Below are 26,066 nucleotides of genomic sequence, written 5' to 3'. Positions count from 1 at the left end.
AGCGGAAAGTCCGCTATTGGATGTCAGAAAGACAAATCGAACCGGAGAGAATTCCGAACCTGAACGCATAGCAATCGTTTGACGCAGCGCTGGATCTCACCTCATGTCGTCTTCAGTTGAAGCGCGGCGACCGGTCGGCAGATTGGCTTGAGAAATAGCGCGCGGGCGTGGTGCCGAGCGCCTTCTTGAACATCACGATGAAGGCGGTCGGGGACTCGTAGCCGAGATCGCTGGAGACCCTCTGCACCGACGCGCCGCTAGCCAGTTCGCGCAAGGCGATGACGAGATGCAACTGGCGCCGCCACCGGCCGAATGTCAGTCCGGTTTCCTCGACCATCAGCCGCTTGAGGGATCGCTCGCTCATGGCGACATGTGCCGCCCAGTCGGCAAGTGTGCGGCGATCGCTTGGGTCATCCGTCAAGGCAGCGGTGATAGCGTTGATCTTGGGATGATGGGATGCGGGCAGCGACAGCGCCTCTATCGGCATCTGCACTAGTTCGTCCAGCATGACCCTGACCAGGCGCTCAATACGTTCATTCCCGGCAAAATCGACCGGCACATCTGCCAGGCGCAGGATCATCTCACGTAGCATCGGCGAGACAGAAAGCGTGCAGCACTCCATAGGCAGCGCCGCAGCGCCGGGCTCGACGAACAGGTAGGAGAGATGGGCGTTGGACGTAGCCTGGTTGCTGTGAAGAATGCTCCCCGGTATCCACACGCCGCAATTCGGTGGAACAATCCACAGGGCGTTCTCCGTCCTGCAGGTGACGGCGCCGTGCAAGGCCATGACAAGCTGTCCCTGGCGATGCTGGTGCAGAGGCACTTCGGCCTTGTACTGGCTGAAGTCAAGACGCACGGCGAATGCCGTGCGATCCAGACTATCGGGATCGCATTCAGCATAACAATCCAGCAATGCTTCGGAAGATTGGCCTGATTTAGAGATCATGTGGCATTATCTCCAAATTCGCCGGACCTGCAATGGGCTACCGTTCAGTGATCAATCATGGAACGGAGTGTGTTATGAGAATTGCTGTCGTTGGTGCAACGGGACGAATTGGGCGCAAGCTTACCCGAACCCTTTTGGGCGCCGGGCATCAGGTAAGGGCCCTATCCAGAGGTGGCCCGGCGCTGGAAGAGCTGGTTTCGCTTGGCGCAGAGCCGTTCATCGGAAGCTTTGATGAGGGGACGGGTGATCTCCACGCATTTTTCCGTGATGTCGATGCCGCGTTTCTGATGGTCAAGACAGACTGGAACAAGATCAAGACAGACTGGAACGACTTCGAGGGTCACTATCCCGTCGTGGCTCAGCGTTTTGTCGATGCGCTTGAAAAGTCCGACGTCAAGCTGGCCGTGAGCCTGACCGCCATGGGGTCCGAGGTCAACGCGAAGACCGGCCATTTCAAGGGCTTCCACCATCTCGACACCAAGCTCAATGAACTGGGCTCGATCGATCTGGTTCACCTGCGTGGCGCCTGGTTCATGGAAGATACGGTTCAGTGGATCAGGCCGGTTGCCAGATATGGCCGCATTGCGTGGTCCTGCTTGCCGGATCTGAAGATGCCATGGGTGGCAATCGATGACATCGCCTGGCTGGCTGCCGGGGAACTGACCAATCCAAGCGGCAGACACCGGGTCAACCTTGAGGTGGGTTCTGAGGACATCTCCATGAATGACCTGGCCGCGATCATCAGCGCTCAGATCGGCAAGCCGGTCGACTATCGCTACATCGACACGAAGCGCGAAGAGGTGAAAGCCGAATTCATCGGGCGGTTCGGAACGCCGGAAAGATGGAATTACGACATACTTACGACTGAAGCCCTGAACAGCGGCCTCGTCAAGTTCCACGGGCAGCATGAGGATCGCCCGCAACTGCCGACGACGATGGAAGCGTTCATCCACGACGTTTGGAAGCCAAGCTACCTGGCAAACCCGGCGCCTCTGGAAGACGACCGGGAAACCTTTGCTCTGTGGTGCGCGAAGGACTAGCCCCTCCGCAGGCAGCTCATTCCGGCTGCCTGCAGTATCCCTGGCGTCGACCTATAGCCGGCGCTGACGAGGCGATACGACCAGGGGAACGGCAGCTTCCAGGCGGTCTCGCGAACCGTCCGCTGTCCGAAATGAAGGCGCGAAGCTGCCCCTGGGTTTGGCTTCTGTTAGACCTGCCGCAAGCCGCCGTCGACGCACAGTTCGGCACCGGCGACGTAGCTCGCGTCATCGCTCAACAAGAACAAGGCGGCCGCGGCCACTTCCGAAGGTCGCGCCATTCGCCCCATCGGGATCGGAGCGACAAGCGCTGCACGCATGTCTTCCGGAACCGCAGCCATCATTTCCGTATCCGTTGGACCGGGCGCAACAACGTTGACGCGTACCCCTTTGGGCGCGAGTTCTGCCGTCCAGGTTCGGGCATAGGAACGGACAGCTGCTTTGGTGGCGGCATAGGTTCCGTACGAAGAGTAGCCCGCATTATCCGCGATGGATCCGACGAGGACGACCGACCCACCTCCTGTCATCGCAGGGAGCGCTGCCTGCAGGCCAAAAACCATCCCGCGGACGTTGACGCCGAAGTGGCGGTCGAAGTGGTCCGGCGTTATGTCTGCGATCTGCGCAGGCTCGGAGAGGCCTGCATTCAATACGAGCGCATCAATACGGCCACATGCTTTTCGCACTTTTTCGACAGTCTCCACCATGTCTTCGGGCACACTGGCATCGGCGGCAATGCCGACCGCGTCATGGCCGATACCCGTGGCCGCCTTCTCGGCATCTTCACTTCTACGACTGGTAATGAAGACCTTCGCCCCTTCGGCAGAAAGCCGCTCTGCGATCGCCAAGCCTATACCCTTGGCGCCGCCGACGACCAGGGCAACCTTGTTACTCATTCGAGCCATCGTAAATCCTTTCAATTGATGGTCTCGTCATGATATACGTCATATATCTGATATCAATTACGCACCTGAAGTAGCCTAGATATGGACGAGTATACTGACCTGGAAGCACTTTCTCATCGCGCCTGTGCCGACATGGCGCAGGTTCGCCCGGTGCTCGACAAGATCGCTGATAAATGGACGATCCTGATACTGACAGTGATCTGTCCCAGACCCTCGCGCTTCAACGAGATCAAGCGGCGTCTCCATGGGATCACGCACAAGGCTCTGGCCGACGCTTTGAAGAGGCTTGAGCGGAACGGTCTTGTGACGAGAACCGTACTCCCAACGCAGCCGATTGGCGTGGAATATGCCATTACCCCCCTAGGCCATTCACTGCGGGAGCCGTTTGAAGCACTATGTGCATGGGCAGCGGCCAACGGCGACAAGGTCGAGGCGGCCACCCGACGCTATGACAAGATGGGAAATCGCCGCTGACAATATCGCTATGACCGCTTCTGGCGCGCAGGGGACATGACGAGCGCCGCGGGACTATGTCAGCTTCCAGGCTCGGCAATGACGACCTCCACGACCAACATGAAGGCGCAAGTCACCATTCCACCGATCCTGAGAGGAACGGCCGGCCTCTACTCTACAATCCCGAAAGAAACCAGCCTCAATCCTCGATACGCCTTGCTTCCGAAATCAGCATGATCGGAATGCCGTCGCGGATCGGATAGGCGAGGCGCGCGTTTTCCGAGATCAGCTCGTTCTTTTCCCGGTCGTAGCTCAGCCGCCCCTTGGTCAGCGGGCAGACGAGCAGATCGAGCAGTTTCGGGTCCACCTTGCTGACCGTGACGTCCATGCGAAAATTCCTATTGCAGCAGGGAATCGGTGTCGCCGGAGCCGGCGAGCACGATCTTGACGATGGCGATGAAGGTTTCTGCGCGGGTCTTCAGGTCGGGCGCTTCGAGAAGGGCCTGCTTCTCGGCCGGATCGAAGGGCGCCATGATCGATAGCGAATTGACCAGCATCATGTTGTCGGCCCGCTCGACGCTTTCCCAATCCGCTTCCAGCTTGTTGGCCTCCAGATAGGCACGGAAAGCCGAAAGCAGTGCCGGGCGATCGACCGTGCCTTCCTCATGATGGGATTTCAGGTCGGAGATGAAGGGGGTGATGCGGAATGTGCGATAGGGCTGGTGGGCGGTGATTTCATCCATCAGCCGGAAACGGCATATGCCCGTCAGCGCGGCGATATAACGACCATCGCCAGTCTCCGAGATGGAGGTAATGCGCCCGAGGCAGCCGACATGCGCCAGATTGGATGATTCCGGCGGCTCTCCCAGCGCCGGCTGGATCATGCCGATCAAACGATTTCCGGCGATCGCCGCATCGAACATGGCGAGATAGCGCGGCTCGAAGACATTGAGCGGCAGTTGCGCCCCGGGCAGCAGCAGCGCGCCGGATAAGGGAAAGACGACCACCGATTCGGGCAGATCGCCCGGCTTCAGATATCTCGCATTGCCGACTTGCATCTTTTCCATCCCGCTAGATCGTCGCGACGCGCTGCACGCCGCAGTGAGCCGCGCAGGAACGACACACATCGCGGTCATCGCCCCTTTTCGCGCCGCGTCACCGACAATGTGAGCCCGTCTGCTGAAAACACAAGAGCATTTTCCATGAAAACGCCGATGGGGCCGTTTGTCGGATACCGAGGGTGACCGTCTAACAAGCGATCGCCCGGAAGGTTCCGCGCGATCGCCATGCCCTTGGGACAACTGGCCTGTTACGAAAACAGAATCGAGGAAAGCCTGCGCCGTGCCGCGATCGTGGCGGGGTCCTTGGCACCCCATACCTCAAAGAACTCCAGCAGCTGGCGGCGCGCGCCGTCATCGTCGTAGCTGCGGTCCTTGCGCATAACGGCCAGAAGATGATCGGCGGCCTCTTCCCGCTTGCCTTCGACGTTACGGATCTTGGCGAGCTTGATGCGCTGCTCGTGATTATCGGGGTTGGCGGCCAGTTCGCGTTCAATCGCCACGGGATCGCCGAGCTTGCGGGCTTCGTCGATCTGGTCGAGCTTCTTCACCACCGCCTGGATGCCCGCATCGTTGGCAAGGGTCTCTGGCAGATCGGCAAGCGCCTCGCGGGCGCGCTGGCTCTGGCCGGCGGCGATCATGCATTCCGCCATGCCGGCGAGCGCCTTGGCATTTTCCGGGTCCGCCTGTAGCACCGCGCCGAAGAGTTCGGCGGCACCATTGACATCACCGGCGGCAAGCAGGCCGCTCGCCTCTTCCAGAACGGCAGCAATCTCGGCTGCCTGATCGTCGGCGCCGCCCGCCGGGCCGCCGAGGCGATCGATGAACTGGCGAACCTGACTTTCCGGAACTGCACCCATGAAGCCATCGGCCGGACGGCCGTCTACGAAGGCGATGACGGCTGGAATCGACTGGATGCCGAGCTGGCCGGCAATCGAGGGATGATCGTCGATATTCATCTTGACCAGCTTCACGCGGCCCTGTGCCTCGTTGACGACTTTTTCGAGCACCGGCGTCAGCTGTTTGCACGGGCCGCACCAGGGCGCCCAGAAATCGACCAGCACCGGCTGGTTGCGCGATTCCTCGATAACGTCCTTGGCGAAGGTCGCTGTCGTCGTGTCCTTGATCGGCGAAGCGCCGCCGGCAGCGGGCGTGGCACCGTAGGATGCCGAGGCCGACATCTGACCGCCGAAGGAAGCGTTATAGGGATTGTTCGAACCGCTCATGAGTGTCTCCCGCCTGACGGCATCCTTGATTTTGTGAGAAGCATGATCTCCAGACGAGACGATGAGGTTCGCCTGCCAGCACGCTCCATGAAGTGGCCAAAGCGACCGGACAATCCGAAGAGAAGCCGACCGCTATAATCTTAGCGCTAAAATCGTACGTTAGCTCGTCACTTTCAAGACTAGCGGCGTATGACCCGTCGCTTCCATGAAGCGCAGGAGATCGCCGCTGGCAATCGACGTCGTCGCGTCGTTCGACAAGGGATGGCAATTGACGATGTCATGCGCCATCAGCTCGGCATCGAGCACGAAGGTAACATTCTTGCCCGCGTCGTTGATCGCACCGAATGCCGTGACAGAGCCCGGGATGACGCCGAGATATTCCATCAGCTTTTCCGGCTTGCCGAAAGAGACCTTGCTGGCCGCACCGATCAGCGTGTGCACGGTCTTCAGATCGACCGTCGCGTTTTCCTCGACGGTCAGCAGGAAGAAATTGTCCTTCTTGTCCTTTACGAAGAGGTTCTTCGTATGGCCGCCCGGAATCTCGTCGCGTAGCGACACCGATTCGGCAACAGTGAAGACTGGAGCATGATCCTTGGTCGTATGGGCAATGCCGAGCCCGTCTAGGAATCGGAAAAGATCATCGCGGGTTTTCGGGCTGGTCTCGGTCATGACGTCTCGCAATCAAGAATGGTTCGCCCCCTGATACGTTGCCGACAATTTCATTGCAATCTTCGAGACGACAAAGCCCGGCGTTTCCGGGCTTTCCGATGGCTCGCGAAACGAAGATGCAATTTTTCTTCGCGAACTCGTCATTTCCCTGTTGCATTTGAAAAATGGTTAGGCCATATAGCGCCCGTCGCCGCAAGACGATGCCCAGCGGTCCAACACACTACCCCGGATCGCGACGGGAATGAGCGGGTGTAGCTCAGGGGTAGAGCACAACCTTGCCAAGGTTGGGGTCGAGGGTTCGAATCCCTTCGCCCGCTCCAGTTTTCCAAGTCTTTCTCCGAATAGAAGAAGTCACGGCTCAGGCCGAGGCTGGTATTCTGCCGAAAAAGGCAAGTCTCCGTATTCCTGTTTCCTTCCCTTGCATCTATGCCTTGCCTACTCGCGCTGGGTCTCAAATCAGTCCCATTTGACGTTCAGATCTGCGCATCGGATAAACGGACGGAACGCGGTATTGCTCGCATGAAAACAAAGATTTCCCTGCTGATTGCGATGCTATCGCTTCTACCCGTTCCCGCATTTGCCCATCCGCATATCTTCATCGACGCCAAATTCGAGGTCGTCTCGGCGCCCGATGGCTCCATCAGCGAGCTGCGCAACGTCTGGAGCTTCGACGAGGTGTTCACCTCCTCCGTGCTCATGGATTACGGCAAGAGCGGCGACCAGGCTTTGAGCGCGAGCGAGCTCAAAGCCGTGGGAAAGACGGTCAGGGATTCGCTGGCGCAATATGGTTACTACACGAACGTCACCAGCAACGGCAAAGCGGTGCCGATGGCCAAGCCGGATGCGATCCAGGCGGACTACAAGGATGGTTCGCTGACGCTGACCTTTTCGCTGAAGCCGGAGCAGAAGACCTTCCTCAAGGGCACCACCATCTTCGGCATCTACGACAAGACGCTCTACACGGCGGTCGATTTCGCCACCGACAACGATTTGAGCACGTCGGGGCCGGCCTTCGGCCGCTGCAAGCGCAAGGTCATCAGGCCCAACCCCAAGGAAGTCATGGCGGAAAACCAGGCAGCGCTGACAAGTATGTTCTTCAGCGACCCCAAGGGTACGGACTACTCGCTGCTGGTGGCGACACGGCTCGAAGTCCAATGCTGATCCTGCAAGGGACACCGTCCCTCATTTGAAAGGCGGACCATCGTCTTCGGCAGACCTCTTGTCGCTTGCCTTAGGCGATATGTAGCGGCGGGCGATGATCCAACAGGCGAGCGCCCAGGTCGCGCCGGCACACCAGCCGCCGAGGACGTCTGTGGGGTAATGGACGCCGAGATAGACCCGGCTCGCACCAATTATCAATGTCAGCAGGATGCCTGCCGTGACGGTGAAGACCCGCGTCGAGCGATAGGTCCGCGTGCCCGAGATCAGCGCGGCAAGGGTCAGATAGGTCACGGCCGACACCATCGCATGGCCGCTCGGAAAGCTCAGATCGTGAACCTCGACCAGATGCGGCACGATATCCGGCCGCGCCCGCGCGACGCCGACCTTCAAGGCCGTGCTCAATGCCCATCCGCCCAGGACCGAAGCGAGGATGAAAATGGCGATCGCCCGCTGGCGGTCCAGCAGCAAATAGATCGTCACCAAAGCGGTCATCAGCGCCAGCACGGTCGTGCCCCCGAGGCTCGTGATGTCCCTGACGGCATGGGTCAGCCAACCCGGCCCAATCGGCACGGAAAGGTTCGCGGGCTGGCGAAGCGCCAGCAATATCGCCTCGTCGAACCCCTTCGTGCTGCCTTCGAGGACCTCGCCTGTGAGATAGATGAAAAGAAGAATTCCGCCCGAAAGCACGGCAAACATCACAAGCAGCAAAGGCTCGTAGCGGTTCAACCATCCAGGGATACCCGATGTGCCGAATGGCCGATCCTTCATGCGCTGAACCCTGTCTTGCGTGCTCTCATATCGTACGTCCACAGTCGAAACCCGGTATCGGACAAAGCCTATCTAGGAACAAAACGCGCAGCTTCCAACCGATCAAGCCGGAACGATATCTCCGGCGCCGCATACGCTTCAGGTTCGTGAAATAAAACCTCTCTATCTTGGCGGGAATTGTCGCAGGCGCTGCGGCAGCCACGACAGGAGTGGCCTGCTTCGCATTCTGCTGAAGGATGGTCCATGGGGGCGTTAGCAATACAGAAGCGTTCAGGCTGGTGGTCACGCGCCATGCCTGCTTTCAAACTTTCTACTGTTTTTCAAGCCGCGAGCTGTGCTACTAGAGCTGCAGGGGCGATCAGGCATCAGGTGTTTTCAGAGTGTTAAATGTTGGGACATCTTTTTCCGCCCGGCTGTCTGTGCTGGCCGGAACGGGGCTGCTGGCAGCGTCCATAGCCGGTATGTTTCCCGCCTCATCCAGAGCAGCGGACGACACCCCTAAATCCTCATCCGATACTTGGGTCGTTACGCTTGGTGCGACGGTGGAATACGGCCCAAGCTATGAGGGATCGAAGCATTATACCTTCGGCGCCCTGCCGTCTTTCGACATCCATCGTTTGGGTGAGACCCAGGAATACAGCGCGCCGGACGATAATTTCGATTATCAGCTCTTCGATCTCGGCGGCGTCGAAATCGGCCCGGTTGTGGGGCTGCGGGACGACCGCTTCGACATCAACGACCTGCACCTGCAAAGCCAGCGCAGAGTACGCTGGAATTTCGATGCGGGCGGCTTTGCCCAATATTGGCTGATGGACAATCGGCTCCGGTTCCGCACGGAAATACGCCAGTCGCTTTGGGGTGGCGATGGTTTGGTCGGTGATTTCGCCCTCGACTGGTTCCAGCCGCTCGGAGACAAATGGCTGCTGTCTGCCGGCCCTCGCCTGTCGATGGCAAATTCAGTCTATATGCGCACCAACTTCGGCATCTCGGAGAGTGAAGCTGCCAGACATGGTCATATCAATGCCTTCGATGCCGGTGCAGGCGTGAAATCGGTCGGCTTCACCGTGGCTGCCACCTACACGATCTCGCCGGAATGGAGCGTGCAGGTCTACGGAAAATATAACCGTCTGGTGGGGGATGCGGCCGACAGCCCGATCACCTCGCGCTTCGGCTCACCCGACCAGAACATCATTGGCTTCACGCTGAATAGAACCTTCAACGTCAAGTTTTGAAGCGCTCTTCGCTTCATTCTCGGCAATATAATTGCGCGTCAGCGGAATGATGTCATTTCGCTTGGCGATCTGGATCTGAAAGACGACAAGATCCTCGTAGCGGAAGGCTGCCTCCGCCGTCGAAAGATAATACTCCCACATCCGGCAAAAGCGTTCGTCGTAAAGCTTGGCGGCATCGTCCCAGCGCGCCATGAAACGTTCCCGCCACGCCTCGAGCGTCTTGGCATAATGCAGCCGCAGCACCTCGATATCGGTGATGGCAAGCCCCGCCGCTTCGATCTCCGGCACGATTTCGGACAGCGCCGGAATATAGCCGCCCGGAAAGATATATTTGTCGAGCCACGGCGTCGTGAAGCCGGGGGTCGCCGAACAGCCGATGGTGTGCAGCACCATGATGCCGTCATCCTCCAGCAATTCAGCGCACTTGCGGAAGAAGGTGCGATAGGACGCGAGCCCGACATGCTCGAACATGCCGACGGAGACGATCCTGTCGAAGCGGCCGGTCAGGCTGCGATAGTCCCTCAGTGCGAACTGAACCTCGGCCGGCGTTCCCCCGGCTTTGTCCGCGACACGCTTCGAAGCATACTCATGCTGCTCCTCCGACAGGGTGACGCCGAGTACATAGCCGCCCGGCGCCTGCTCCGCCACATGCAGCGCCAGGCCGCCCCAGCCGCAGCCGATGTCGAGAATGCTGTTGTTGGGCTCGATCAGCAGCTTGGCGGCGAGATGGCGTTTCTTGGCAAGCTGTGCGTCATCGAGCGATTGGTCCGCATGCTCGAAATAGGCGCAGGAATATTGCCGGTCCGGATCGAGGAAGAGCTCGTAGAGCCGGCCGTCGAGATCGTAATGATGCGCGACATTCGCCTTCGAGCGCCCAGGCAGATTGCGGTGGCGGAAGATCCGCAGCTTCGTCCTGAGGTGATCGATGATGCGGGCAATAAGGGGATGGGTGCTGTTCTGCCCCTCCCTCAGCATCATCGCCACGAAGTCGTAGAGTGTGCCCTGCTCGACGATGAAGCGGCCATCCATGAAGAGTTCGCCAAGCCGCTTGTCGGCATCGATCAGCAATGCCCATTCGGCACGGTCATCGGTGAAGCGGACATGAACCGGCTCACCGGTGCCGTCGCCAAAGGCCAGCACTCGGCCGCTTGCCGTCGTCACGGTCAGCGCGCCGCGCGTGACGATGGAAGAAAGTCCGCGTTTCAGACACCAGTCGACAAAGCTGGAGAAAATGGCGGGGGTTTTGCCCTTCGGGCGGTTGTCAGCTTGCATATTGGACATCACCTATCCTTGCCGGTCCCCGTACGCAGTTCCTCCTGCTTCGGCTCCAATTCCTCATGATGCTCCTCCGTCTCGACACCGGCGCCTGCAATCAGCCAGACGCCCGTCAGGATCAAACCGCTGCCGACCATCTGCAGGGCGACCACCCGCTCGCCGAAGACGAACCAGCCGGTCGCGACAACAAGCACATAGCTGATGCCCGTAAGCGGAAAGGCGCGGCTCAGATCGAGCTCGGCCAGCACATTCATCCAGATGAAGAAGCCGACGATCTCGATGGCCATGGCCAGCAATATCCATGGAGAAGAAAGGGCTTGCCACAGCCATGCCTGCATGCCTTCATCGTGCAAGTGTCCGGCACCGAGCTTGATGAGGACTTGGTACAGCGTGCTCAGCACCGGCACGGCAAGCCAGAAAAAACGCATATTGGGCATTACGCATCCGCCTCGTCTGTCGAGAACAGCGGCGATACCAGTCGCAGCACACTCTGAAGCAAAGGATTGCGATGGTGAAAATACATCGCATTGGCGGTCAGCTTGCTGCCGAGGCGGACCTTGTTTGCATAATGAGCCTGCCCGCTCTGATAACGGCTCAGGCCGTTCTCCAGGCAGTAACGCAGATTGGTGAACCAGCTGATGAAATAGAGATTATAGGGCCGGCCCTTTTCCCCGTCCATGCAGAAGAACTTGTCGATAGCAACGCGCTCGTTATGCACGATCAGATTGGCGGCAAGCAGCTTGTCCTCGACGAAATAGAAGGCGCAGAAGGAGCGGCCAGGCATGTGGGCGAGAATGCCCTGGAAATAGGCCGGCGTCAGCTCCTCGAACTGCCATTCGCTGCGATTGCGCGTGTCATGATAGAGCGCCATCACCTGAGGCAGGAACTCGCCGAAATCCGTCCGCATCTCCACCCTGACCTGGTCGAAGGATTTCATTTTGCGGCGCATATCCTTGCGGGTGCCAGCCGAAAGCCTGGCGAGATAGTCGTCGATCGTCTTGAAATCGATGTCGAGCCACGCCGTCGGAAGAGCGCCGATCGAAGCATAGCCGCGCGCGGCAAACAGATCGCCGAACTCGGCCGAAGCCTGCTCCGGAATATCCTTGAGGCCGATCAGCGCACAACGCTCCGTCGCGGCGACCTGCTCGAAGAAGGACAACATCTCCGTCAGCAGCATGCGGCGACGGTTCTGCGAGATGTCGGGATGAAAGCCGATCGCACCGGTTTCGGTGCAGGGCGATCCCAAACATGCAAGGCGCAGCTTCAGAAAACCTGGAAAATATCGCTGCACGCTACGCACGGACCGACGCAGGAATCCCTCATCCAGCGTCGTATCGAGAGCGTAAAGGCAGACAAAGGCCGGCATGGCGACGCTCACGCGCCCACCCTCCGTAACGGTGATATAGCGCCATTCGAACCCTTCGAGGCCGGCTTCCTCGATCGCTAGCAGGCAATCATAATCCTCGACGTCATTCGGGAAGCATGCATTCCATGCGTCGCGGCCGACGGCGCGGATGCTGAAGTGAACTTCGGCCACCGGGTCCCCCATCGACTGTGGCACGATTTTAAGCAGCGGCTGCGACATGACGCGCCTCGAAGAAGTCGGCCGTGAAATCGGCCACCTGCCGATGCTGCCGGTCGACATGGATCATGTGATAACTGTCCGTGATCCATTTCAGCTCATGCGGAGCACCGATATGCTCGGAAATATAGCGGGCATGCTTCGGGCTGGCGAGATCGTCATCCTCGGCATGCAGGATCAGCGTCGGCGTCCGCATCTGCGGCAGCATCCTGCGGAGCGTCTTGCCCAGCCGATGCATCTCGACCAGGCCCTTGCCGGGGAATTTTTCCAGAACCCCTTCGCTCGACATGCCTCCGATCAACCGGCGCATGCGCTCGTCCTTGATCCCGAGCGAGGTCGTTTCGCTGAAGCTCAGCCGATCGAGGAACGGAACGCGCGACAGCCAGCCGATCTGCGAGGCCAGCAGCGGATAATAGAAGGGAACGTCCCAGCCGTCGTAACTGAAGCAAGGAGAGTAGATCGCGACGGCACTGATAGTCTTCTTCTGCTGTTCGGCAGCCAGCATGGCGAGCTTGCCACCGACGCAGATACCGGCAGCGAAGACCTCCTGCGTTCTGGATGCCAGCAGCTCCGATGCCTCGACGACCGAGGCGAGCCAGTCTTCCCAGCGGGTCTGGCGCAACGTCTTTGCATCGACGCCGTGGCCGGCCAGCAGCGGCGCATAGACGCTGTAGCCCTTGCGGTTGAGATGCCGAGCCACCAGTTTCATTTCGGCAGGCGCGCCCGTCAGTCCGTGGACCAGAAGGACGCCCTTGCCATTTGAGCCCTCCATGAAGAAGCTCAATTCATCAGCTTTCATGAGATAGCTCCGACTGCCGGTTTTCCTTGGCCATGAAGCCAAGCGCATGGCAGGTGCTGATCACATGCGTGCCGTTCTTTTCCTGCTCTTCCTTGATCTGGTCGTGCAGCGCCGGAAGCTTCGTCCAGTGGGTGCGCGGCCGATAGTGATGCTCGGCGTGATAGCCGTTGCCGAACCACAGCCAGTTATAGAAAGGCTGATGGCTGGAAACACCCCAGGCAATCGGCTCGTCCGGATCACCGTTCAGATGCTCGTAATAGCCGTTTAGCGACGACAGGCAGTTGCCGATATAGTAAAACGGCACGAAGAACAGCACTGCCTTCCAATCGTAGATCAGCGCGATAGCGGCAAGCCCCAGGAAGAAATAGAGCTCGAACCGCCCCCAGGCGGCATCGAACGGACGATTGCGGGCAATGGCCTTGTGAATATCGCCGAGGCTGTCGCGGAAGAAGCTCAGGAACGTATAGGACCAAACGTTTTCCGGTTGGCCGTCGCGGCCATAGCGATAGATCGACAGCATGTCGATCGTCTCGCCCTTTTCGTTCGGACGGTCGCTGTTGCCCGAATGATGGCGCATATGCACCCAGTGATAATAGGTCTGCGAAAAGCCGATCGCGACCGACTCCAGGAGGCTGAAGCCGTAGTTCATCCAGCGCGGCTTGAAATAGGGCGTATGGATGAAGTTGTGCGATATGCTGTTGATGTTCCAGGAGATCGAAACGGCGTAAAGGCAGCCGAGAATGGCTGAGAGCCAAAGCGGCCGGCTTTCGAAGCCGACGATCAGATAGACGTCGAAGGCGAGATGGGCGACGGCGGCAAGTACCGGTGCCAGGTCCCATCGGGTGTGCGCAAAGATTTTCATAGTCCTGTAACTCCCACGCAAACCACACCGGCGGTGACGAGAAACACGCCCGCCGCGTGGCGCAGGTTGATGTTTTCCTTGAAGATGACGGCGCCGGCGAGCACGATGACGACATAGCTCATCGCCATCAGCGGGAAAGCGATGGTCAGTGGCACGTGCTCCAGAACGGCCGTCCAGGCGAAAAGCTCCACGGCCCAGAGCAGAATGCCAAGCCAGGTGACCGGTTTTGCCAGCGCCTCAATGGGGGCGTTCTTACTGGCGGATTGCTTGAAGCAGACTTCGCGGGCGGTTTCCGCGACCACGCAGAACAAGATGAGCCCAAGCATGGGAAGTGTCAGGCTGCCAGTCATTGCATATACTCCGCCAGCACCTCCAGCAGGGCGTGATTGGCCGCGCTGTTGATATTCCTCATTGTTTCGGCACCCTGCCGCATACGCGGCTGATCGATGAAGATCTCCGCGCGCTTCATGAACTGTGTCCGAAGGCTGCCAGCATAACTCGGAGTTGAATAATCCCCGATGACATCCGCACCGATGATACGGTGACGGCTGCCGATTTCGCTGATCAGAGCCAGGAGATAGGGCAGGCGCATGCGGCCCTGATCCCAATTGGTAACGGCATCGTCGGCTGCCAGCACGTCCTTGTCGATCGTCACGTAGACCGCCTCGGTGCGAATGCGGCTGAGCATGTGGTCGATGAAATTTTCCTCACCGATCTCGACGATCGATTTCCAGTGCAGCGCGCCTCTTTCCTGCCGGTAGCTGGCGCCGGTGCCGTAATCGGCCAGTACGCGGCTTGGCGGATGTTCGTAAGGATAGAGTTCCAGCTTGCCGTCGCCGAGCCAGTGCAGGTTGGCTCCCTTGCGCTCGGGGCTGCGAAGATCATGGCTGCAGACGCCGATCGTGATGACCTTCTGAATGCAGGGATTGGCGAGGGCACGATTGACCCAGGAGCCGCAATGCATCCCGCCGTCGAATTTCACCCAGTCCGGATGGTTGTCGAAATGGATCAGTGTGGCCGCACCGGATTGTCGTTCGAGTGCGCCATCGAGCAGCAGGGCCGTGACATGGTGGAAGTCGCCGGAGCCCATGAAGCACAATTGCGGGTCCTTGCCGGTCGTCGGCCTGTTCTTGACGATCTCGCGACTGAGATCATCAAGGGCGCTCTGTTTGCTCCACAGCCGAACCTGTTGCCCCGCATCCTTGCCGAAATACTGGTGCGCGCCAGCAAATTTGCAGGCGCGCACAAAGTCAGGCTGCAACTCCAAAGCATCATCGAGATGAAGAAGCAGCAGTTGCACCGTCTTATCTCCGGGCAGCGCGCGTCAGAAGCTGATCGAGCAGGGCAAGCGCCAGATCGATCTCTTCGCGGGTGATGAGCAGGTTGGGAGCAAACGTGATGACGTTCTTGTGGTAGCCGCCGACATCGAGCACGAGACCGTAAGTCTTGCCGCCGACCTGAAGATCGCCCTTCATGCCTTCGTCGCACATCCAGTCCATCGTCGCCTTGTCCGGCGTGTAGCTGTCATCCTTGCAGATTTCCATGCGCAGGGCGAGGCCAAGGCCGTCGACTTCGCCGACAATGGCATGGCGCTTCTGCAGCTGCTTCAGCCCGTCGAGGAAATGCGCGCCCTTTTCCATGATCGCAGCGCCGAAATCCTGCTCTTCCAGCATCTTCATCGTTTCGAGCGCAACGGCGGTGCCCATCGGGTTGCTAGCGAAGGTCGAATGCGTGGAGCCGGGCGGGAAGATCTCCGGATTGATCATCTCTTCGCGGGCCCAGACGCCGGAAAGCGGATTGAGACCGTTGGTGATCGCCTTGCCGAAGATCAGCGCATCCGGCGAAACGCCGAAGTGCTCGATCGACCAGAGCTTGCCGGTGCGGTAGACGCCCATCTGGATTTCGTCGACGACGAGCAGGATGCCGTGATCGTCGAGCACCTTCTTCAGTTCGACGAAGAAGTTCATCGGCGGGATGACGTAGCCGCCCGTGCCCTGGATCGGCTCGATATAGAAGGCGGCATATTCGGACTTGCCGGCCTTGGGGTCCCAGACGCCGTTATATTCGCTCTCGAACAGGCGGGCGAACTTCTGGACGCAATAATGTCCGTATTCTTCCTTCGACATGCCCTTCGGGCCGCGGAAGTAATAGGGGAATTCAACGAACTGGGCACGATCGCCGAAATGGCCGTAGCGGCGGCGATAGCGGTAGCTCGAGGTGATCGCCGAAGCGCCGAGCGTGCGGCCGTGATAGCCACCCTCGAAGGCGAACATCAGGCTCTTGCCGCCCGTATAGTTGCGCACGAGCTTCAGGGAATCCTCGACGGCCTGGGAGCCGCCGACGTTGAAGTGAACACGGCCCTTATGGCCGAACTTGCGCTCGGCGTCCTGGGCAATCATTGCCGCAAGCTCAACCTTCTCGCGATGCAGATATTGCGAGGCGACCTGCGGAAGACGGTCGAGCTGGCGATGGGCAGCTTCGTTCAGGCGCTCGTTGCGATAGCCGAAATTGACGGCAGAGTACCACATCTGCAGATCAAGGAACGGCGTTCCGGTCCGATCGTAGACATAGGAGCCTTCGCATTCCTCGAAGAACTTCGGCTTGTCCGTGTAGTGAACCGTGTCGCCATGGGAGCAATAGAGCTCCTCAAGAGCACGCAATTCCTCTTCGGAGCGGACGGACTCGGTCTCACCGCTGAAGGCTTCGGCTAGATTCGTTTTCATTCAATGCCTCTTGGTCTGGTTCACGCCGTCTTGACTTGCGGCAGTGCACGGGAGCGTCGCTCGACGCTCGGGAGAACGGCTTCCATCTTTGGAAGCAGGTCGGAAAAGTCTTCGAAACCGACATAGGGAATGCCGTTTTCCTCGCAGTAATCGACAAGCTTGGCCTTGGCGAAAACGAGGTCGACCTTGTCGGAAACGCAGAAGTCGCTTCGCCCGTCGCCGATGTAGACCCGTAGGTCGCTGCTATCGACGACACGGCATTTGCAGACACCGGCGCCAGATACGCAGCCGGTTGCCGCAAATGGCGGGAACAGCGAATAGGATTCGCGGCCCTGCGAAACGCTGCAGGTCAGCACATTGGCAACGATCGGCAGACCTTCGATGCCGTGACGCGCCAGGATGCGCCGAATGAAATAGTCCACACCATCGCTGACGATCGTGACAGGCAATTCGCCGCGGCGGCAGAAGGACAGGAAAGCCTCAAAGCCGGAATCGATCGCCAACGTATCGAGGAACCGGTCGAGCTCGCCTCTGCTTGCCTCGATGAGAGCGATCTGCCGGCGCATGCATTCGCCGGAGCCGATCAGCCCCTGCTTCCACAATTGCTCGATATCTTCCCACTCGGAACCGGCGAAACGGGTTAGCACCATATCCGTCGCGTCTTCGATGGATATGGTTCCATCAAAATCGCAAAACACCTGCATGAAATACCCCTTCGCCTTATCTTAAGTTGCGTCTAACAACCTCAGATGAGCCGGGCATGAGCGGAAAATGATGCGAAAATGAAAAACGACGAGGCCGTGAGTTTTAGCTGAGCGGCAATCTCAAATCGACCTGGAGACCACTACCCAGACGGGACGTCGAGAGATCGACGGTTGCCGAAAGGCGGTCTGCAGTGTCCGCGACGATTGCAAGCCCAAGTCCGGCCCCTTCCGTGTGCAGCGTATGGAGGCGGTAGAAGCGTTGGAACACCGCTTCCCTTTCGTGCGGCGGAATGCCGGGACCACTGTCACTAATGGAAATACAACCAAAACCGTCCTCCGAGGCGATCGAAACTTTGATCTCCCCTCCGACAGGCGTGTATTTGATTGCATTGTCGAGCAGGTTGGTGACCAGCATGCGCAGCAGCGCCTCATCGGTTCTAACCTGGATCGCTTCATCCCCTTCCAGCACGACGTCGAGCTTTCGGCTGGTGATGATATTGCCGAGTTCGGCAATGAGCGACGCCATCCAGTGATAGAGCTCGATCGACGTGAGATTAAGGGGGTGATGACTGACCCTGGCGAGCCGCAGCAGCTGCTCGATCAGATGGATGGTGCGGTTGTTGCTGGCCACGAGATCGGAAATGATCGCCTGCCGCTCTTGATCACTGTCGCTATTTTCGAGCATTCGCAAAAGCAGCTTCACGCTCGCCTGCGGTGTGCGCAGCTGATGCGCGGCAAGGTCGGAGAAGCGCCGCTCCAGCGTCAGTGACTGACCGAGCTTTTCGAGCAGCTGGTTGATCGACCTGCCAAGCGGCAGCAGATCGCGCGGCAGCTCTTCGACGGGGATAGCCGAGAGATCATCGGGCGATCGCGTGCGGATCTGCCGCACCAGTCCGTGGATGGTGCGAAGACCGCTATTGATGCCGAGCCAGATGAGAAAGGCAATGACCGGCACAAGCATCAGCAGCGGAAAGAATAGATTGAGGAGAATGTTGGAAACGAGCGTTTCGCGAAGCGCGATCTTTTCGCCAAGCTCGATCACGATGGTCGTGTTCGGGATCGGCAGCGAATAGACGCGCCACTCGTCCCCACCATAGGTCAGCGTGGTAAAACCCACCTTCTGCTGCGGGACGTCAGAAAGGAAGGCCGTGCTGCTGTAAAAGCGTATCTTGCCGTCGACCCAGGCGCGAAACATATGCGCATCGGCATAATCATCGGCGTCTTCGTTGAAGGCCAGCTGATTGTCCATGTTGAAGTCGATATCGTCGATCTGCTTGGCACTATGGTCCGGATTCTTTTCCAGCGGCCGGCGCAGCAGGCTCCAGATCACGTTGGCATCGTCGATGAGCTGGGCATCGTAGATATTGTTGATCTCCCGCGTCGCGCTGTTGAAGGCGAAGGCGGCGATCACGACGATCGTCACCACGACGACGGGCGCGATGCGCAGAAACAGCTTGCGGGTAAGCGTGGAGTTGTTCATCGCTCGATCATATAGCCGACGCCGCGAATCGACTTGATGAAATCGGTGCCGAGCTTCTTGCGCAGATTGTAGATCGTCACTTCGATCGTATTGCTCTCGACGGTGTTTTCCGCATCATAGAGCGCATATTCGATATCATTCTTCGTCACATATCGGCCGCTGCGCTCCATGAGCAGCTTCAGGAGATGGAATTCTTTCGCCGTGGTATGGACCTGCACATTGTCCTTGCGAGCCACCATGGCCGAGGGGTCGACCTCCACGTCGCCGCAGCGGATGACGCTTTCGGTCCGTCCGTCGCGCCGGCGGATGAGCGCACGCAGCCGCGCCAGCAGCTCGTCGAGATCGAACGGCTTGACCAGATAGTCGTCAGCGCCCTCATCCAGGCCCTCGACCTTCTGGCGCACGGAATCCATCGCCGTCAGCAGCAGCACGGGCACGGAATTTCCCCGCTGCCGGATGCGCCGCAGCACCTCCATGCCGCTCAGCTGCGGCAGATTGATATCGAGCACGATCGCAGCGAAATGCGAATGCGCCGCCGCTTCGAGGCCGGATTCGCCGTCGCGCATCCAGTCGACGCCGTAGGCATGCTTTTCCAGCGCCTTCTTCAGCGAAGAGCCGAGGATATTGTCGTCTTCAACAAGCAGAACGCGCACGACCGACCTCACTTAGCGGTGTATTCCATAGCGGATGTGAGCCGCAATTGGAGCGGCCATGTGGCAAAGCTATGACGGATCATTTCCGCCTGGCAAGAGCAGTGTGTCGTGCATCTCCCGAACAGGCCGAAAACGCTCGGCAATCCACTAGCGGAAAATGCTATCTCAGTTTCCGCATGGAGGCCTCCAGCGCCTCGAATATCCGGGGATCAGTCGACTGCGCGACATTGAAGCGCATGAAGCGTCCGGCCGTATCCGAGAGGCTGAAAACATTGCCGGGCGCAAGGATGACCCCTTCCGCGAGGCAAGCACGGGCAAGGTCGGCGGCATCAAGCCCTTCCGGCAGCCTGCACCAGAGGAACATGCCCGCATGCGGCTTGAGCCATGGGGTGATACCGATCGCCTCCAGCCGGGCCGGAACCTCAGCCATTGCCTTCGCAAGCCGGACACGCAGCGCCTCCACATGCTTGCGATAACTTCCATCCTTCAGCGCGAGATAGACAAGCTCGGCCGACAATTGCCCGCAACTGAAGCTGCTGGCGACCTTGAGATCGATGAGCCCGTCGATCCAATCCCGCCGCGCCGCGATGAAGCCGCAGCGCACGGAGGCCGAAAGCGTTTTCGAAAAGCTGCCGATATGGATCACCCGGTCGAGCCCGTCATAAGCGGCGAGACGCGGCGCCGGAACATCTTCGAAATCGGCGAAGATATCGTCCTCAATGATCGTCAGCCCGGCAGCATCCGCCAGCTTCAGCAGCCGGTGTGCCGTTACGGGCGAGAGCGTCGCCCCCGTCGGATTGTGGATGGCGGAATTGGTGATGTAGAGCCGCGGCTTGTGCCGTTCGAGCACGTGGCCGAACAGTTCGACATCCGGCCCAGTCGGCGTAAAAGGCACGGAAACGACTTTGGCGCGATGCGCCCGCAGGAGCGCATGAAAATTGAAATAGCAGGGATCGTCCACCAGCACGGTATCGCCCGGCTCGAGCAGGAAACGGCAGAGAAGATCAATCGCCTGCGTGCCGGATTCCGTCAACAGGATCTGATCCGGCGACACCGTGATGCCATGCTCGCCAAGGCGTCGGGCCAGCAGCTGCCGCAGCGGCGGCAGGCCGAGCGGTGTCCCGTAATTCGCAAGCACTCCGATATCGCCGCGCGCCAGCGTCCGCATCGCCTTGCGCAAGGCGGCCTGGGGCAGCCACGAAGGCGGCAGCCAGCCGCAGCCCGGTTTCAGGGCATCGTCGCCGACTTCGAGCGATTGCCGCGAGATCCACAGCGGATCGACATTGCGGCCCGATCTCGCTCCGGTTTCGGAGAGCGATAGCGGCGCCAGGGGTCCGCAGACATAAAAGCCGGATCCCGGCCGCGAGCGGATCACTCCCTCGGCCGCGAGCCGCTCGTAGGCTTCAACAACCGTGGAAACGGAAACCTGCATCGTCCTGGCAAAGCTGCGCACGGAGGGAAGCCGCGCGCCGGGTACAAGGCTGCGCGCAGCGATGCGCTCTGATATCGCCGCCATCACGCCTTCGATCCGCGTATTTCCGCCAATGGCCGCTGTCGAGACATTGTCCATCCGTACTGCACCTTCAACCATAACAGTTCGCACAAATTGTACTGCACCGTCTCTGGCTTGACCAGACAAATGCGTTGATACCGCGAAGATCAAGAAGGAGCATGCGCGATGGACAAAACGACGACGGGATGGATCTATGGTTTGACGGGAGTGGTGATCTTCAGCGGCTCGCTGCCGGCGACGCGGGTGGCAGTGATGGATTTCGACCCTCTGTTCCTGACGGTTGCCCGAGCCGCGATCGCCGGCCTCCTGGGCCTCGGCCTGCTGTTCGCTTTTCGCGAAAAGCGCCCGACCCGCGGCGACATCACTTCGCTCATCATCGTCGCACTCGGCTGTGTTGTTGGCTTTCCGCTCTTGACGGCACTGGCGCTGAAACACGTCACGTCAGCCCATTCGATCGTCTTCATCGGATTGCTGCCGCTGGCGACCGCCATCTTCGGCGTACTGCGCGGCGGTGAACGGCCACGCCCAGCCTTCTGGATATTCTCCCTGCTCGGCAGCGCGCTGGTCTGCAGCTATGCGCTGACGCAAGGCGTATCGGCCTCGCCGGTCGGCGACCTCCTGATGCTTGCGGCCGTGATCGTCTGCGGCCTTGGCTATGCCGAGGGCGCCGTTCTCTCGCGCCGGCTGGGCGGCTGGCAGGTCATCTGCTGGGCTCTCGTCCTGTCACTGCCCGTCACCATCGCGCTTTGCTTCATGACCATGCCGCACAGCATTGCCGGCATCGGCGGCCCTGCCTGGCTCGGCCTCATCTATGTCTCGCTCTTCAGCATGCTGATCGGCTTCGTCTTCTGGTATCGCGGGCTCGCCCAGGGTGGTATCGCAGCCGTCAGCCAGCTGCAGTTCCTGCAGCCCTTCTTCGGCTTCGCGCTTGCCGCAGCCCTTCTCAAGGAAAGCGTCAGCTGGTCGATGCTCGTCGTAACCCTCGCCGTTGTCGCATGCGTCGCCGGAGCCAGGAAGTTCGCCCATTGAAACCAGCATCGCGATAAAATATCGCCGCTTGACCCTATAAACCGATCGGTTTATTTAGTACAAATCGGTTTATAGGAGTACATCATGCCGACCCCACTCGTCCCGCCGTTCACCCGCGAAACCGCCATCGCCAAGGTCCGCATGGCCGAAGACGGGTGGAACAGCCGCGATCCGGAGCGTGTCTCCAAAGTCTATACGGAGAACAGCCAGTGGCGGAACCGCGCCGAATTCCCGCGCGGCCGCAAGGAAATCGTCGAGTTCCTGACGCGCAAATGGGCACGCGAACTGGACTATCGGCTGATCAAGGAACTCTGGGCCTTCGAGGGCAATCGCATCGCCGTGCGCTTTGCCTATGAATGGCATGACGATAGCGGTCATTGGTTCCGTTCCTACGGCAACGAGAACTGGGAATTCGATGCCGATGGCCTGATGCAACGTCGCTTCGCCTCCATCAACGACATGCCGATCAGAGAAGAGGACCGGAAGTTCCACTGGCCGCTCGGCCGCCGGCCGGACGATCATCCGGATCTTTCCGACCTCGGCCTTTGAGATGGTGCGTACCGTCTTCGAAAAATCCGACGCCATTGCCCTCGTCGCCGAAGTCTTTCGCGAGCTCGGCTACGAGGGCGCGTCGATGAGCGAGATCACCGCCCGCACGAAATTGTCGAAAGGCAGCCTCTATCACTTCTTTCCAGGCGGAAAGGAAGAGATGGCGGCCGAGATCATGGCCAATATCGACACCTGGTTCGTAACCGAAATGTTCAAGCCGCTCGAAGAGGAAGACCCTCGCGCCGCCATTGCCCGCATGTGGGAGATGACGGACAGCTATTTCCGCTCCGGCCGCCGCGTCTGCCTGATCGGCGCCTTTGCGTTGGATGAAACGCGCGATCGCTTTTCTGCCGCTATCCGTGACTATTTCCATCGCTGGATCGAAGCGCTTGCCGGCGCCTTGCTCAGGGCAGGCACGCCAGACACCGACGCGAAAATGCTCTCCGAAGAGGCCGTCATCGGCATTCAGGGCGCATTGACGCTTGCCCGAGCCCTTGGAGATGAGGCAGTGTTTGGCAGAACCTTGGTGCGGCTGAAGCACCGGCTGGAAACCGCGCTCGGCTAAACCATCTCGTCGATGCGAATCACTGCACAGCCACTGCTTCGCCCCTTGCCGAACGGGCTCGCACCAACCGCTATTTGCACACTTCTGCTGGCGATATCGCCGCAAATTGCCTGGAAAGGGCATCTTCAAGCCCTCAGGGTTGGGGATGACCACTTCAACAACCCACTGATATTAAAGAATCCTCCACAAAAGTATGTCATCGTTAATCATGTTTGATTTGCAACTCTCCAGGCTCCCATGTTCAGCAGGGAATGGGAGCATCGAGGAGATGGATAGAAGATGCTGCAGCAGGTAACAGAAACCGACGACGCGCTGATCGATCAATTGCAACGCTCGGCGTTCGACTATTTCATGCTCTATACCAATCCGGAAAACGGACTGGTGGCGGATACCTCGATCAAGACGAGCCATTGCAGCATTGCCGCCGTCGGATTCGCGCTATCGAGTTATCCGGTCGCCGTCGAGCGCGGCTGGATCAGCCGGGCCGATGCGGCCAAACGGGTGTTGGCGGCCCTCGATTTCTTTGCCGATAGTCAGCAGGGCACCGAACGCGGCGCCACCGGCCATCGCGGTTTCTACTATCACTTCCTTTATATGGAGACCGGCAAGCGTGCCTGGAACAGCGAGCTTTCGACGATCGACACCGGCCTGCTGCTGCTCGGCGTCCTGACCGCAGCCGCCTATTTCACCGGAAACAGCCAGGTCGAGCGCGATCTCCGCAAGCAGGCGAAATTCCTCTACGAGCGCTGCGACTGGCGTTGGGCTCTGAACAAGGGCCAGACCATCAGCATGGGTTGGAAGCCGGCAAGCGGCTTTCTGCGCTGGCGCTATCAGGGCTATGACGAAGCGATTTTCCTCTATGTGCTGGCGCTGGCCTCGCCGACGCATTCCGTCCCGCCGTCAAGCTACGATGCTTTTGCCTCAACCTATACGTGGATGATGTTCAAGGACACGCCCTTCCTTTATGCCGGGCCGCTGTTCATCCACCTCTTCTCGCATGCCTGGATCGATTTCCGCGACATCCGCGACAAGCACGTCGCCGACAAGGACACCGATTACTTCCGCAATACGCAGGCGGCAATTGCGGTGCAGCGCGATTACACCGAGCGCAATCCCGGCCATTTCGTCGGCTATACGAAGGATATCTGGGGCCTATCCGCCTGTGACGGCCCGAACCCGACTGGCACCAAACATAGCCTGCGCTATGCCCCGAAAGTCTTTGGCTATGCCGCCCGCGGCGCGCCGCTGGGTCCCGACGACGGCACCATCGCGCCCTGGGGGCCGCTGTCCTGCCTCGCTTTCGACCGCCAGGCCGCACTCGACGGCACGCGGGCGCTGCTTGCGACCTATCCCAACCTGCTGCTCGACGGTCGCTTCCCCGGCGGCTTCAATCCGAGCGTCAAGGGTCCCGGCCCGGAAGGATGGGTAGATGATCGCTCCGTCGCCATCGACCAGGGCCTGCTCGTCATGATGATCGAAAACGCCCGCACTGGCATGATCTGGAACCTGATGCGGCAATCACCGATCCTCCGCACCGGCCTCGAACGCGCCGGCTTCACCGGCGGCTGGTTGGATGAGAAGAAGGCTATCGCGTGATCTGTAGATCGTGGGTGGCCACCGGTCGTCTACTTCAATCTAGCAAAAATGTGCGTGACCCCTCACCCTAACCCTCTCCCCGCAAGCGGGGGCGGGGGACGACCGAGCTGAGCGAATACCCTCTCACCAGCACAAGCCTCATGAATGCAGTGCCTTGTTTCACGCAATAACTCCCTCGCCCCGCTGGCGGGGAGAGGGCTGGGGTGAGGGGCCGTGCTCGAAGGCGCAGCAAACACTCACCCGACCAACACCTTTGACACCTCAAAGCTTCTCGATCGCCGCAATCACCTCGTCCTCGACGGTAATACCCTCCGTCAACGCAAGACGCCGTGAACTCTGCCCGCGTCGGCCCGGCAGGCGGACATTGGGATCTCGGGTGATTTCGCCTGCCAGCAAGGCCAGCCGTTGCGCCGTATCCGCGGCACTCGTCGCAGCCGGATTGATTGCGATGATCGTTTGGCCAAGCGCAGGCGGAGCGCCTTGGTCGTCGAAGAGCGAGGAAGCCTCGAAGGCATAGTTGGCGCCGGTCAGGCTGGCTGCAAGGATCTCCACCATGAGGGCGAGTGCCGCACCCTTGGCATCGCCGGCCGGTATCATCGTGCCGGCCAAAGCCTCTTCGGCATCCGTGGTCGGCCTCCCCTCGCGGTCGAAAGCCCAGTCCGCGGGGATCGAGGCGCCTTGCTGCCGCGCCGCCATCACCTTGCCACGCGCCACCCTCGACAGCGCCAGGTCGATGACAACAGGCTCGTCGCCAGGAAGGGGTGCAGCGAAAGCGATCGGATTGGTGCCGAAGACCGGTGTCTTGCCGCCCCAGGGCGCCATCGAGGCCGGCGCATTGGCAACCATCAGCGCCACCAGCCCCTGATCGGCAAAGCGCTCCACCGTCAGGCCCATGACGCCGGCATGATGGGAGCGGCTGATGGCGGCAAGCGCAATCCCCTGCTCACGGGCGACGGCCGGAAGCTCGGCAACGGCAAGGTCTAGCGCGGGATAGGCATAGCCATTGCCGGCATCGATGCGCAGCACGGCGGGAGAAGGTCGGCTAAGCTGCGGCTGAGCGGAGCCGTCGACCTTGCCGACCTTGGCCTGACCGGCATAGGCGGGGACGCGGCGCAGACCATGGCCACCCTGCCCGGCAGCCTCCGCCGCGACGAGCGCGACAGCCACCGAACGGGCGCTCTCGGCGCTAACCCTGTTTCGCTGCAAAGCCTCCATGACCAATGTTTCGGCTTCGGCAAGCGACAGATGCATGGAGCAAGACCTTGAAAACAAATGGGAAGACAA

Annotated in this window: 28 protein-coding genes and 1 tRNA gene; 9 read left to right on the top strand and 20 right to left on the bottom strand. The window is 59.8% G+C overall.

The window, feature by feature from the left end; translation table 11 throughout:
* Positions 1-112: 112 nt before the first annotated feature.
* Positions 113-946, bottom strand: coding sequence for an AraC family transcriptional regulator (locus AC13RM_RS18445; RefSeq protein WP_488555390.1), 834 nt, complete (start codon positions 944-946; stop codon positions 113-115).
* Between the two features lie 74 nt (positions 947-1,020).
* Here AC13RM_RS18445 and AC13RM_RS18440 point away from each other — a divergent pair, with 74 nt between their 5' ends.
* Entirely contained in the window at positions 1,021-1,986 is a 966-nt protein-coding gene (locus AC13RM_RS18440; protein ID WP_488555389.1) for an NmrA family NAD(P)-binding protein, read from the top strand.
* A gap of 167 nt (positions 1,987-2,153) precedes the next feature.
* Here the strand turns inward: AC13RM_RS18440 and AC13RM_RS18435 are convergent, their stop codons facing one another.
* Positions 2,154-2,885, bottom strand: a complete 732-nt coding sequence (locus AC13RM_RS18435; protein ID WP_488555388.1) for an SDR family NAD(P)-dependent oxidoreductase — start codon at positions 2,883-2,885, stop codon at positions 2,154-2,156.
* Positions 2,886-2,966: 81 nt separating this feature from the next.
* Between AC13RM_RS18435 and AC13RM_RS18430 the strand changes: the two genes are divergently transcribed.
* Complete coding sequence (locus AC13RM_RS18430; RefSeq protein ID WP_374819472.1) at positions 2,967-3,359, top strand: winged helix-turn-helix transcriptional regulator; 393 nt, start codon at positions 2,967-2,969, stop codon at positions 3,357-3,359.
* A gap of 178 nt (positions 3,360-3,537) precedes the next feature.
* Here AC13RM_RS18430 and AC13RM_RS18425 read toward each other — a convergent pair whose 3' ends face one another.
* From AC13RM_RS18425 to AC13RM_RS18410, 4 genes are all read right to left on the bottom strand, one after another.
* Positions 3,538-3,726 (bottom strand): Trm112 family protein, encoded by a 189-nt coding sequence (locus AC13RM_RS18425; protein WP_095433038.1) that lies wholly within the window; start codon positions 3,724-3,726, stop codon positions 3,538-3,540.
* A gap of 10 nt (positions 3,727-3,736) precedes the next feature.
* Positions 3,737-4,396 carry an LON peptidase substrate-binding domain-containing protein gene (locus AC13RM_RS18420; protein ID WP_488555426.1) on the bottom strand — a complete coding sequence of 220 codons (660 nt, stop codon included), beginning with the start codon at positions 4,394-4,396 and terminating at the stop codon, positions 3,737-3,739.
* Between the two features lie 251 nt (positions 4,397-4,647).
* Positions 4,648-5,622: a thioredoxin gene (trxA, locus tag AC13RM_RS18415; protein WP_488555387.1), complete on the bottom strand. Its 975-nt coding sequence runs from the start codon at positions 5,620-5,622 to the stop codon at positions 4,648-4,650.
* 159 nt (positions 5,623-5,781) lie between these two features.
* Positions 5,782-6,291, bottom strand: a complete 510-nt coding sequence (locus AC13RM_RS18410) for a prolyl-tRNA synthetase associated domain-containing protein (RefSeq protein WP_113231444.1) — start codon at positions 6,289-6,291, stop codon at positions 5,782-5,784.
* Positions 6,292-6,536: 245 nt separating this feature from the next.
* On the opposite strand from AC13RM_RS18410, the gene AC13RM_RS18405 reads away from it, so the two are divergent.
* Positions 6,537-6,611 (top strand) — tRNA-Gly (locus tag AC13RM_RS18405).
* 199 nt (positions 6,612-6,810) lie between these two features.
* Positions 6,811-7,452 carry a DUF1007 family protein gene (locus AC13RM_RS18400; protein WP_113231443.1) on the top strand — a complete coding sequence of 214 codons (642 nt, stop codon included), beginning with the start codon at positions 6,811-6,813 and terminating at the stop codon, positions 7,450-7,452.
* A 21-nt stretch (positions 7,453-7,473) separates the two neighbouring features.
* On the opposite strand, the gene AC13RM_RS18395 is transcribed toward AC13RM_RS18400, so the two are convergent.
* Complete coding sequence (locus AC13RM_RS18395) at positions 7,474-8,220, bottom strand: phosphatase PAP2 family protein (RefSeq protein ID WP_488555386.1); 747 nt, start codon at positions 8,218-8,220, stop codon at positions 7,474-7,476.
* Between the two features lie 380 nt (positions 8,221-8,600).
* On the opposite strand from AC13RM_RS18395, the gene AC13RM_RS18390 reads away from it, so the two are divergent.
* A complete protein-coding gene (locus AC13RM_RS18390; protein ID WP_488555385.1) occupies positions 8,601-9,452 on the top strand; it encodes a MipA/OmpV family protein in 852 nt (283 codons plus the stop codon).
* On the opposite strand, the gene AC13RM_RS18385 is transcribed toward AC13RM_RS18390, so the two are convergent.
* From AC13RM_RS18385 to AC13RM_RS18330, 12 genes are all read right to left on the bottom strand, one after another.
* Complete coding sequence (locus AC13RM_RS18385) at positions 9,393-10,724, bottom strand: class I SAM-dependent methyltransferase (RefSeq protein ID WP_374819678.1); 1,332 nt, start codon at positions 10,722-10,724, stop codon at positions 9,393-9,395. The two genes, AC13RM_RS18390 and AC13RM_RS18385, sit on opposite strands and share 60 nt — an antisense overlap.
* An 8-nt stretch (positions 10,725-10,732) precedes the next feature.
* A complete protein-coding gene (locus AC13RM_RS18380; RefSeq protein ID WP_285177300.1) occupies positions 10,733-11,164 on the bottom strand; it encodes an EamA family transporter in 432 nt (143 codons plus the stop codon).
* The gene (locus AC13RM_RS18375; RefSeq protein WP_374819483.1) at positions 11,164-12,312 is read right to left on the bottom strand and encodes a peptidogalycan biosysnthesis protein; all 1,149 of its coding nucleotides are present in this window, start codon (positions 12,310-12,312) and stop codon (positions 11,164-11,166) included. The genes AC13RM_RS18380 and AC13RM_RS18375 overlap by 1 nt, the downstream gene beginning before the upstream one ends.
* Positions 12,293-13,108: an alpha/beta hydrolase gene (locus AC13RM_RS18370; protein WP_374819485.1), complete on the bottom strand. Its 816-nt coding sequence runs from the start codon at positions 13,106-13,108 to the stop codon at positions 12,293-12,295. The genes AC13RM_RS18375 and AC13RM_RS18370 overlap by 20 nt, the downstream gene beginning before the upstream one ends.
* The gene (locus tag AC13RM_RS18365) at positions 13,098-13,970 is read right to left on the bottom strand and encodes a fatty acid desaturase family protein (RefSeq protein ID WP_075853579.1); all 873 of its coding nucleotides are present in this window, start codon (positions 13,968-13,970) and stop codon (positions 13,098-13,100) included. Before AC13RM_RS18365 ends, AC13RM_RS18370 begins: the two co-directional genes overlap by 11 nt.
* Entirely contained in the window at positions 13,967-14,320 is a 354-nt protein-coding gene (locus AC13RM_RS18360; RefSeq protein WP_374819487.1) for an EamA family transporter, read from the bottom strand. The genes AC13RM_RS18365 and AC13RM_RS18360 overlap by 4 nt, the downstream gene beginning before the upstream one ends.
* Positions 14,317-15,270: an arginase family protein gene (locus AC13RM_RS18355; protein ID WP_374819489.1), complete on the bottom strand. Its 954-nt coding sequence runs from the start codon at positions 15,268-15,270 to the stop codon at positions 14,317-14,319. Before AC13RM_RS18355 ends, AC13RM_RS18360 begins: the two co-directional genes overlap by 4 nt.
* A 4-nt stretch (positions 15,271-15,274) precedes the next feature.
* On the bottom strand, positions 15,275-16,693 hold the full coding sequence (locus AC13RM_RS18350) for an aspartate aminotransferase family protein (RefSeq protein ID WP_374819491.1): 1,419 nt from the start codon (positions 16,691-16,693) through the stop codon (positions 15,275-15,277).
* Positions 16,694-16,713: 20 nt separating this feature from the next.
* On the bottom strand, positions 16,714-17,397 hold the full coding sequence (locus tag AC13RM_RS18345) for an MtnX-like HAD-IB family phosphatase (RefSeq protein ID WP_374819493.1): 684 nt from the start codon (positions 17,395-17,397) through the stop codon (positions 16,714-16,716).
* A gap of 103 nt (positions 17,398-17,500) precedes the next feature.
* The gene (locus AC13RM_RS18340) at positions 17,501-18,877 is read right to left on the bottom strand and encodes a sensor histidine kinase (RefSeq protein WP_374819495.1); all 1,377 of its coding nucleotides are present in this window, start codon (positions 18,875-18,877) and stop codon (positions 17,501-17,503) included.
* Positions 18,874-19,530 carry a response regulator transcription factor gene (locus AC13RM_RS18335; RefSeq protein WP_041678005.1) on the bottom strand — a complete coding sequence of 219 codons (657 nt, stop codon included), beginning with the start codon at positions 19,528-19,530 and terminating at the stop codon, positions 18,874-18,876. The genes AC13RM_RS18340 and AC13RM_RS18335 overlap by 4 nt, the downstream gene beginning before the upstream one ends.
* Before the next feature lie 160 nt (positions 19,531-19,690).
* Positions 19,691-21,121, bottom strand: coding sequence for an aminotransferase-like domain-containing protein (locus AC13RM_RS18330; protein ID WP_440478528.1), 1,431 nt, complete (start codon positions 21,119-21,121; stop codon positions 19,691-19,693).
* A gap of 87 nt (positions 21,122-21,208) precedes the next feature.
* Between AC13RM_RS18330 and AC13RM_RS18325 the strand changes: the two genes are divergently transcribed.
* From AC13RM_RS18325 to AC13RM_RS18310, 4 genes are all read left to right on the top strand, one after another.
* Positions 21,209-22,072, top strand: coding sequence for a DMT family transporter (locus AC13RM_RS18325; protein ID WP_374819499.1), 864 nt, complete (start codon positions 21,209-21,211; stop codon positions 22,070-22,072).
* 84 nt (positions 22,073-22,156) lie between these two features.
* A complete protein-coding gene (locus AC13RM_RS18320) occupies positions 22,157-22,621 on the top strand; it encodes a nuclear transport factor 2 family protein (protein WP_285177277.1) in 465 nt (154 codons plus the stop codon).
* Between the two features lies 1 nt (position 22,622).
* On the top strand, positions 22,623-23,186 hold the full coding sequence (locus AC13RM_RS18315) for a TetR/AcrR family transcriptional regulator (RefSeq protein ID WP_374819502.1): 564 nt from the start codon (positions 22,623-22,625) through the stop codon (positions 23,184-23,186).
* A gap of 279 nt (positions 23,187-23,465) precedes the next feature.
* On the top strand, positions 23,466-24,782 hold the full coding sequence (locus AC13RM_RS18310) for a glucoamylase family protein (RefSeq protein ID WP_113231424.1): 1,317 nt from the start codon (positions 23,466-23,468) through the stop codon (positions 24,780-24,782).
* A gap of 261 nt (positions 24,783-25,043) precedes the next feature.
* On the opposite strand, the gene AC13RM_RS18305 is transcribed toward AC13RM_RS18310, so the two are convergent.
* Positions 25,044-26,033: an Ldh family oxidoreductase gene (locus tag AC13RM_RS18305; RefSeq protein WP_374819504.1), complete on the bottom strand. Its 990-nt coding sequence runs from the start codon at positions 26,031-26,033 to the stop codon at positions 25,044-25,046.
* Positions 26,034-26,066 lie beyond the last annotated feature (33 nt).

This window comes from Martinezella sp. CNPSo 3732, assembly GCF_057784515.1.
The sequence above is the reverse complement of the archived record's forward strand: the minus strand, read 5'-3'. Positions and strand labels throughout refer to the sequence as shown.

Bases quoted from the DNA above. Each gene is read 5' to 3' on its own strand.
- AC13RM_RS18445 (WP_488555390.1), bottom strand. From the start codon at position 946: ATGATCTCTAAATCAGGCCAATCTTCCGAAGCATTGCTGGATTGTTAT.
- AC13RM_RS18440 (WP_488555389.1), top strand. From the start codon at position 1,021: ATGAGAATTGCTGTCGTTGGTGCAACGGGACGAATTGGGCGCAAGCTT.
- AC13RM_RS18435 (WP_488555388.1), bottom strand. From the start codon at position 2,885: ATGGCTCGAATGAGTAACAAGGTTGCCCTGGTCGTCGGCGGCGCCAAG.
- AC13RM_RS18430 (WP_374819472.1), top strand. From the start codon at position 2,967: ATGGACGAGTATACTGACCTGGAAGCACTTTCTCATCGCGCCTGTGCC.
- AC13RM_RS18425 (WP_095433038.1), bottom strand. From the start codon at position 3,726: ATGGACGTCACGGTCAGCAAGGTGGACCCGAAACTGCTCGATCTGCTC.
- AC13RM_RS18420 (WP_488555426.1), bottom strand. From the start codon at position 4,396: ATGCAAGTCGGCAATGCGAGATATCTGAAGCCGGGCGATCTGCCCGAA.
- trxA (WP_488555387.1), bottom strand. From the start codon at position 5,622: ATGAGCGGTTCGAACAATCCCTATAACGCTTCCTTCGGCGGTCAGATG.
- AC13RM_RS18410 (WP_113231444.1), bottom strand. From the start codon at position 6,291: ATGACCGAGACCAGCCCGAAAACCCGCGATGATCTTTTCCGATTCCTA.
- AC13RM_RS18400 (WP_113231443.1), top strand. From the start codon at position 6,811: ATGAAAACAAAGATTTCCCTGCTGATTGCGATGCTATCGCTTCTACCC.
- AC13RM_RS18395 (WP_488555386.1), bottom strand. From the start codon at position 8,220: ATGAAGGATCGGCCATTCGGCACATCGGGTATCCCTGGATGGTTGAAC.
- AC13RM_RS18385 (WP_374819678.1), bottom strand. From the start codon at position 10,724: ATGCAAGCTGACAACCGCCCGAAGGGCAAAACCCCCGCCATTTTCTCC.
- AC13RM_RS18380 (WP_285177300.1), bottom strand. From the start codon at position 11,164: ATGCCCAATATGCGTTTTTTCTGGCTTGCCGTGCCGGTGCTGAGCACG.
- AC13RM_RS18375 (WP_374819483.1), bottom strand. From the start codon at position 12,312: ATGTCGCAGCCGCTGCTTAAAATCGTGCCACAGTCGATGGGGGACCCG.
- AC13RM_RS18370 (WP_374819485.1), bottom strand. From the start codon at position 13,108: ATGAAAGCTGATGAATTGAGCTTCTTCATGGAGGGCTCAAATGGCAAG.
- AC13RM_RS18365 (WP_075853579.1), bottom strand. From the start codon at position 13,970: ATGAAAATCTTTGCGCACACCCGATGGGACCTGGCACCGGTACTTGCC.
- AC13RM_RS18360 (WP_374819487.1), bottom strand. From the start codon at position 14,320: ATGACTGGCAGCCTGACACTTCCCATGCTTGGGCTCATCTTGTTCTGC.
- AC13RM_RS18350 (WP_374819491.1), bottom strand. From the start codon at position 16,693: ATGAAAACGAATCTAGCCGAAGCCTTCAGCGGTGAGACCGAGTCCGTC.
- AC13RM_RS18345 (WP_374819493.1), bottom strand. From the start codon at position 17,397: ATGCAGGTGTTTTGCGATTTTGATGGAACCATATCCATCGAAGACGCG.
- AC13RM_RS18340 (WP_374819495.1), bottom strand. From the start codon at position 18,877: ATGAACAACTCCACGCTTACCCGCAAGCTGTTTCTGCGCATCGCGCCC.
- AC13RM_RS18330 (WP_440478528.1), bottom strand. From the start codon at position 21,121: ATGGTTGAAGGTGCAGTACGGATGGACAATGTCTCGACAGCGGCCATT.
- AC13RM_RS18325 (WP_374819499.1), top strand. From the start codon at position 21,209: ATGGACAAAACGACGACGGGATGGATCTATGGTTTGACGGGAGTGGTG.
- AC13RM_RS18320 (WP_285177277.1), top strand. From the start codon at position 22,157: ATGCCGACCCCACTCGTCCCGCCGTTCACCCGCGAAACCGCCATCGCC.
- AC13RM_RS18315 (WP_374819502.1), top strand. From the start codon at position 22,623: ATGGTGCGTACCGTCTTCGAAAAATCCGACGCCATTGCCCTCGTCGCC.
- AC13RM_RS18310 (WP_113231424.1), top strand. From the start codon at position 23,466: ATGCTGCAGCAGGTAACAGAAACCGACGACGCGCTGATCGATCAATTG.
- AC13RM_RS18305 (WP_374819504.1), bottom strand. From the start codon at position 26,033: ATGCATCTGTCGCTTGCCGAAGCCGAAACATTGGTCATGGAGGCTTTG.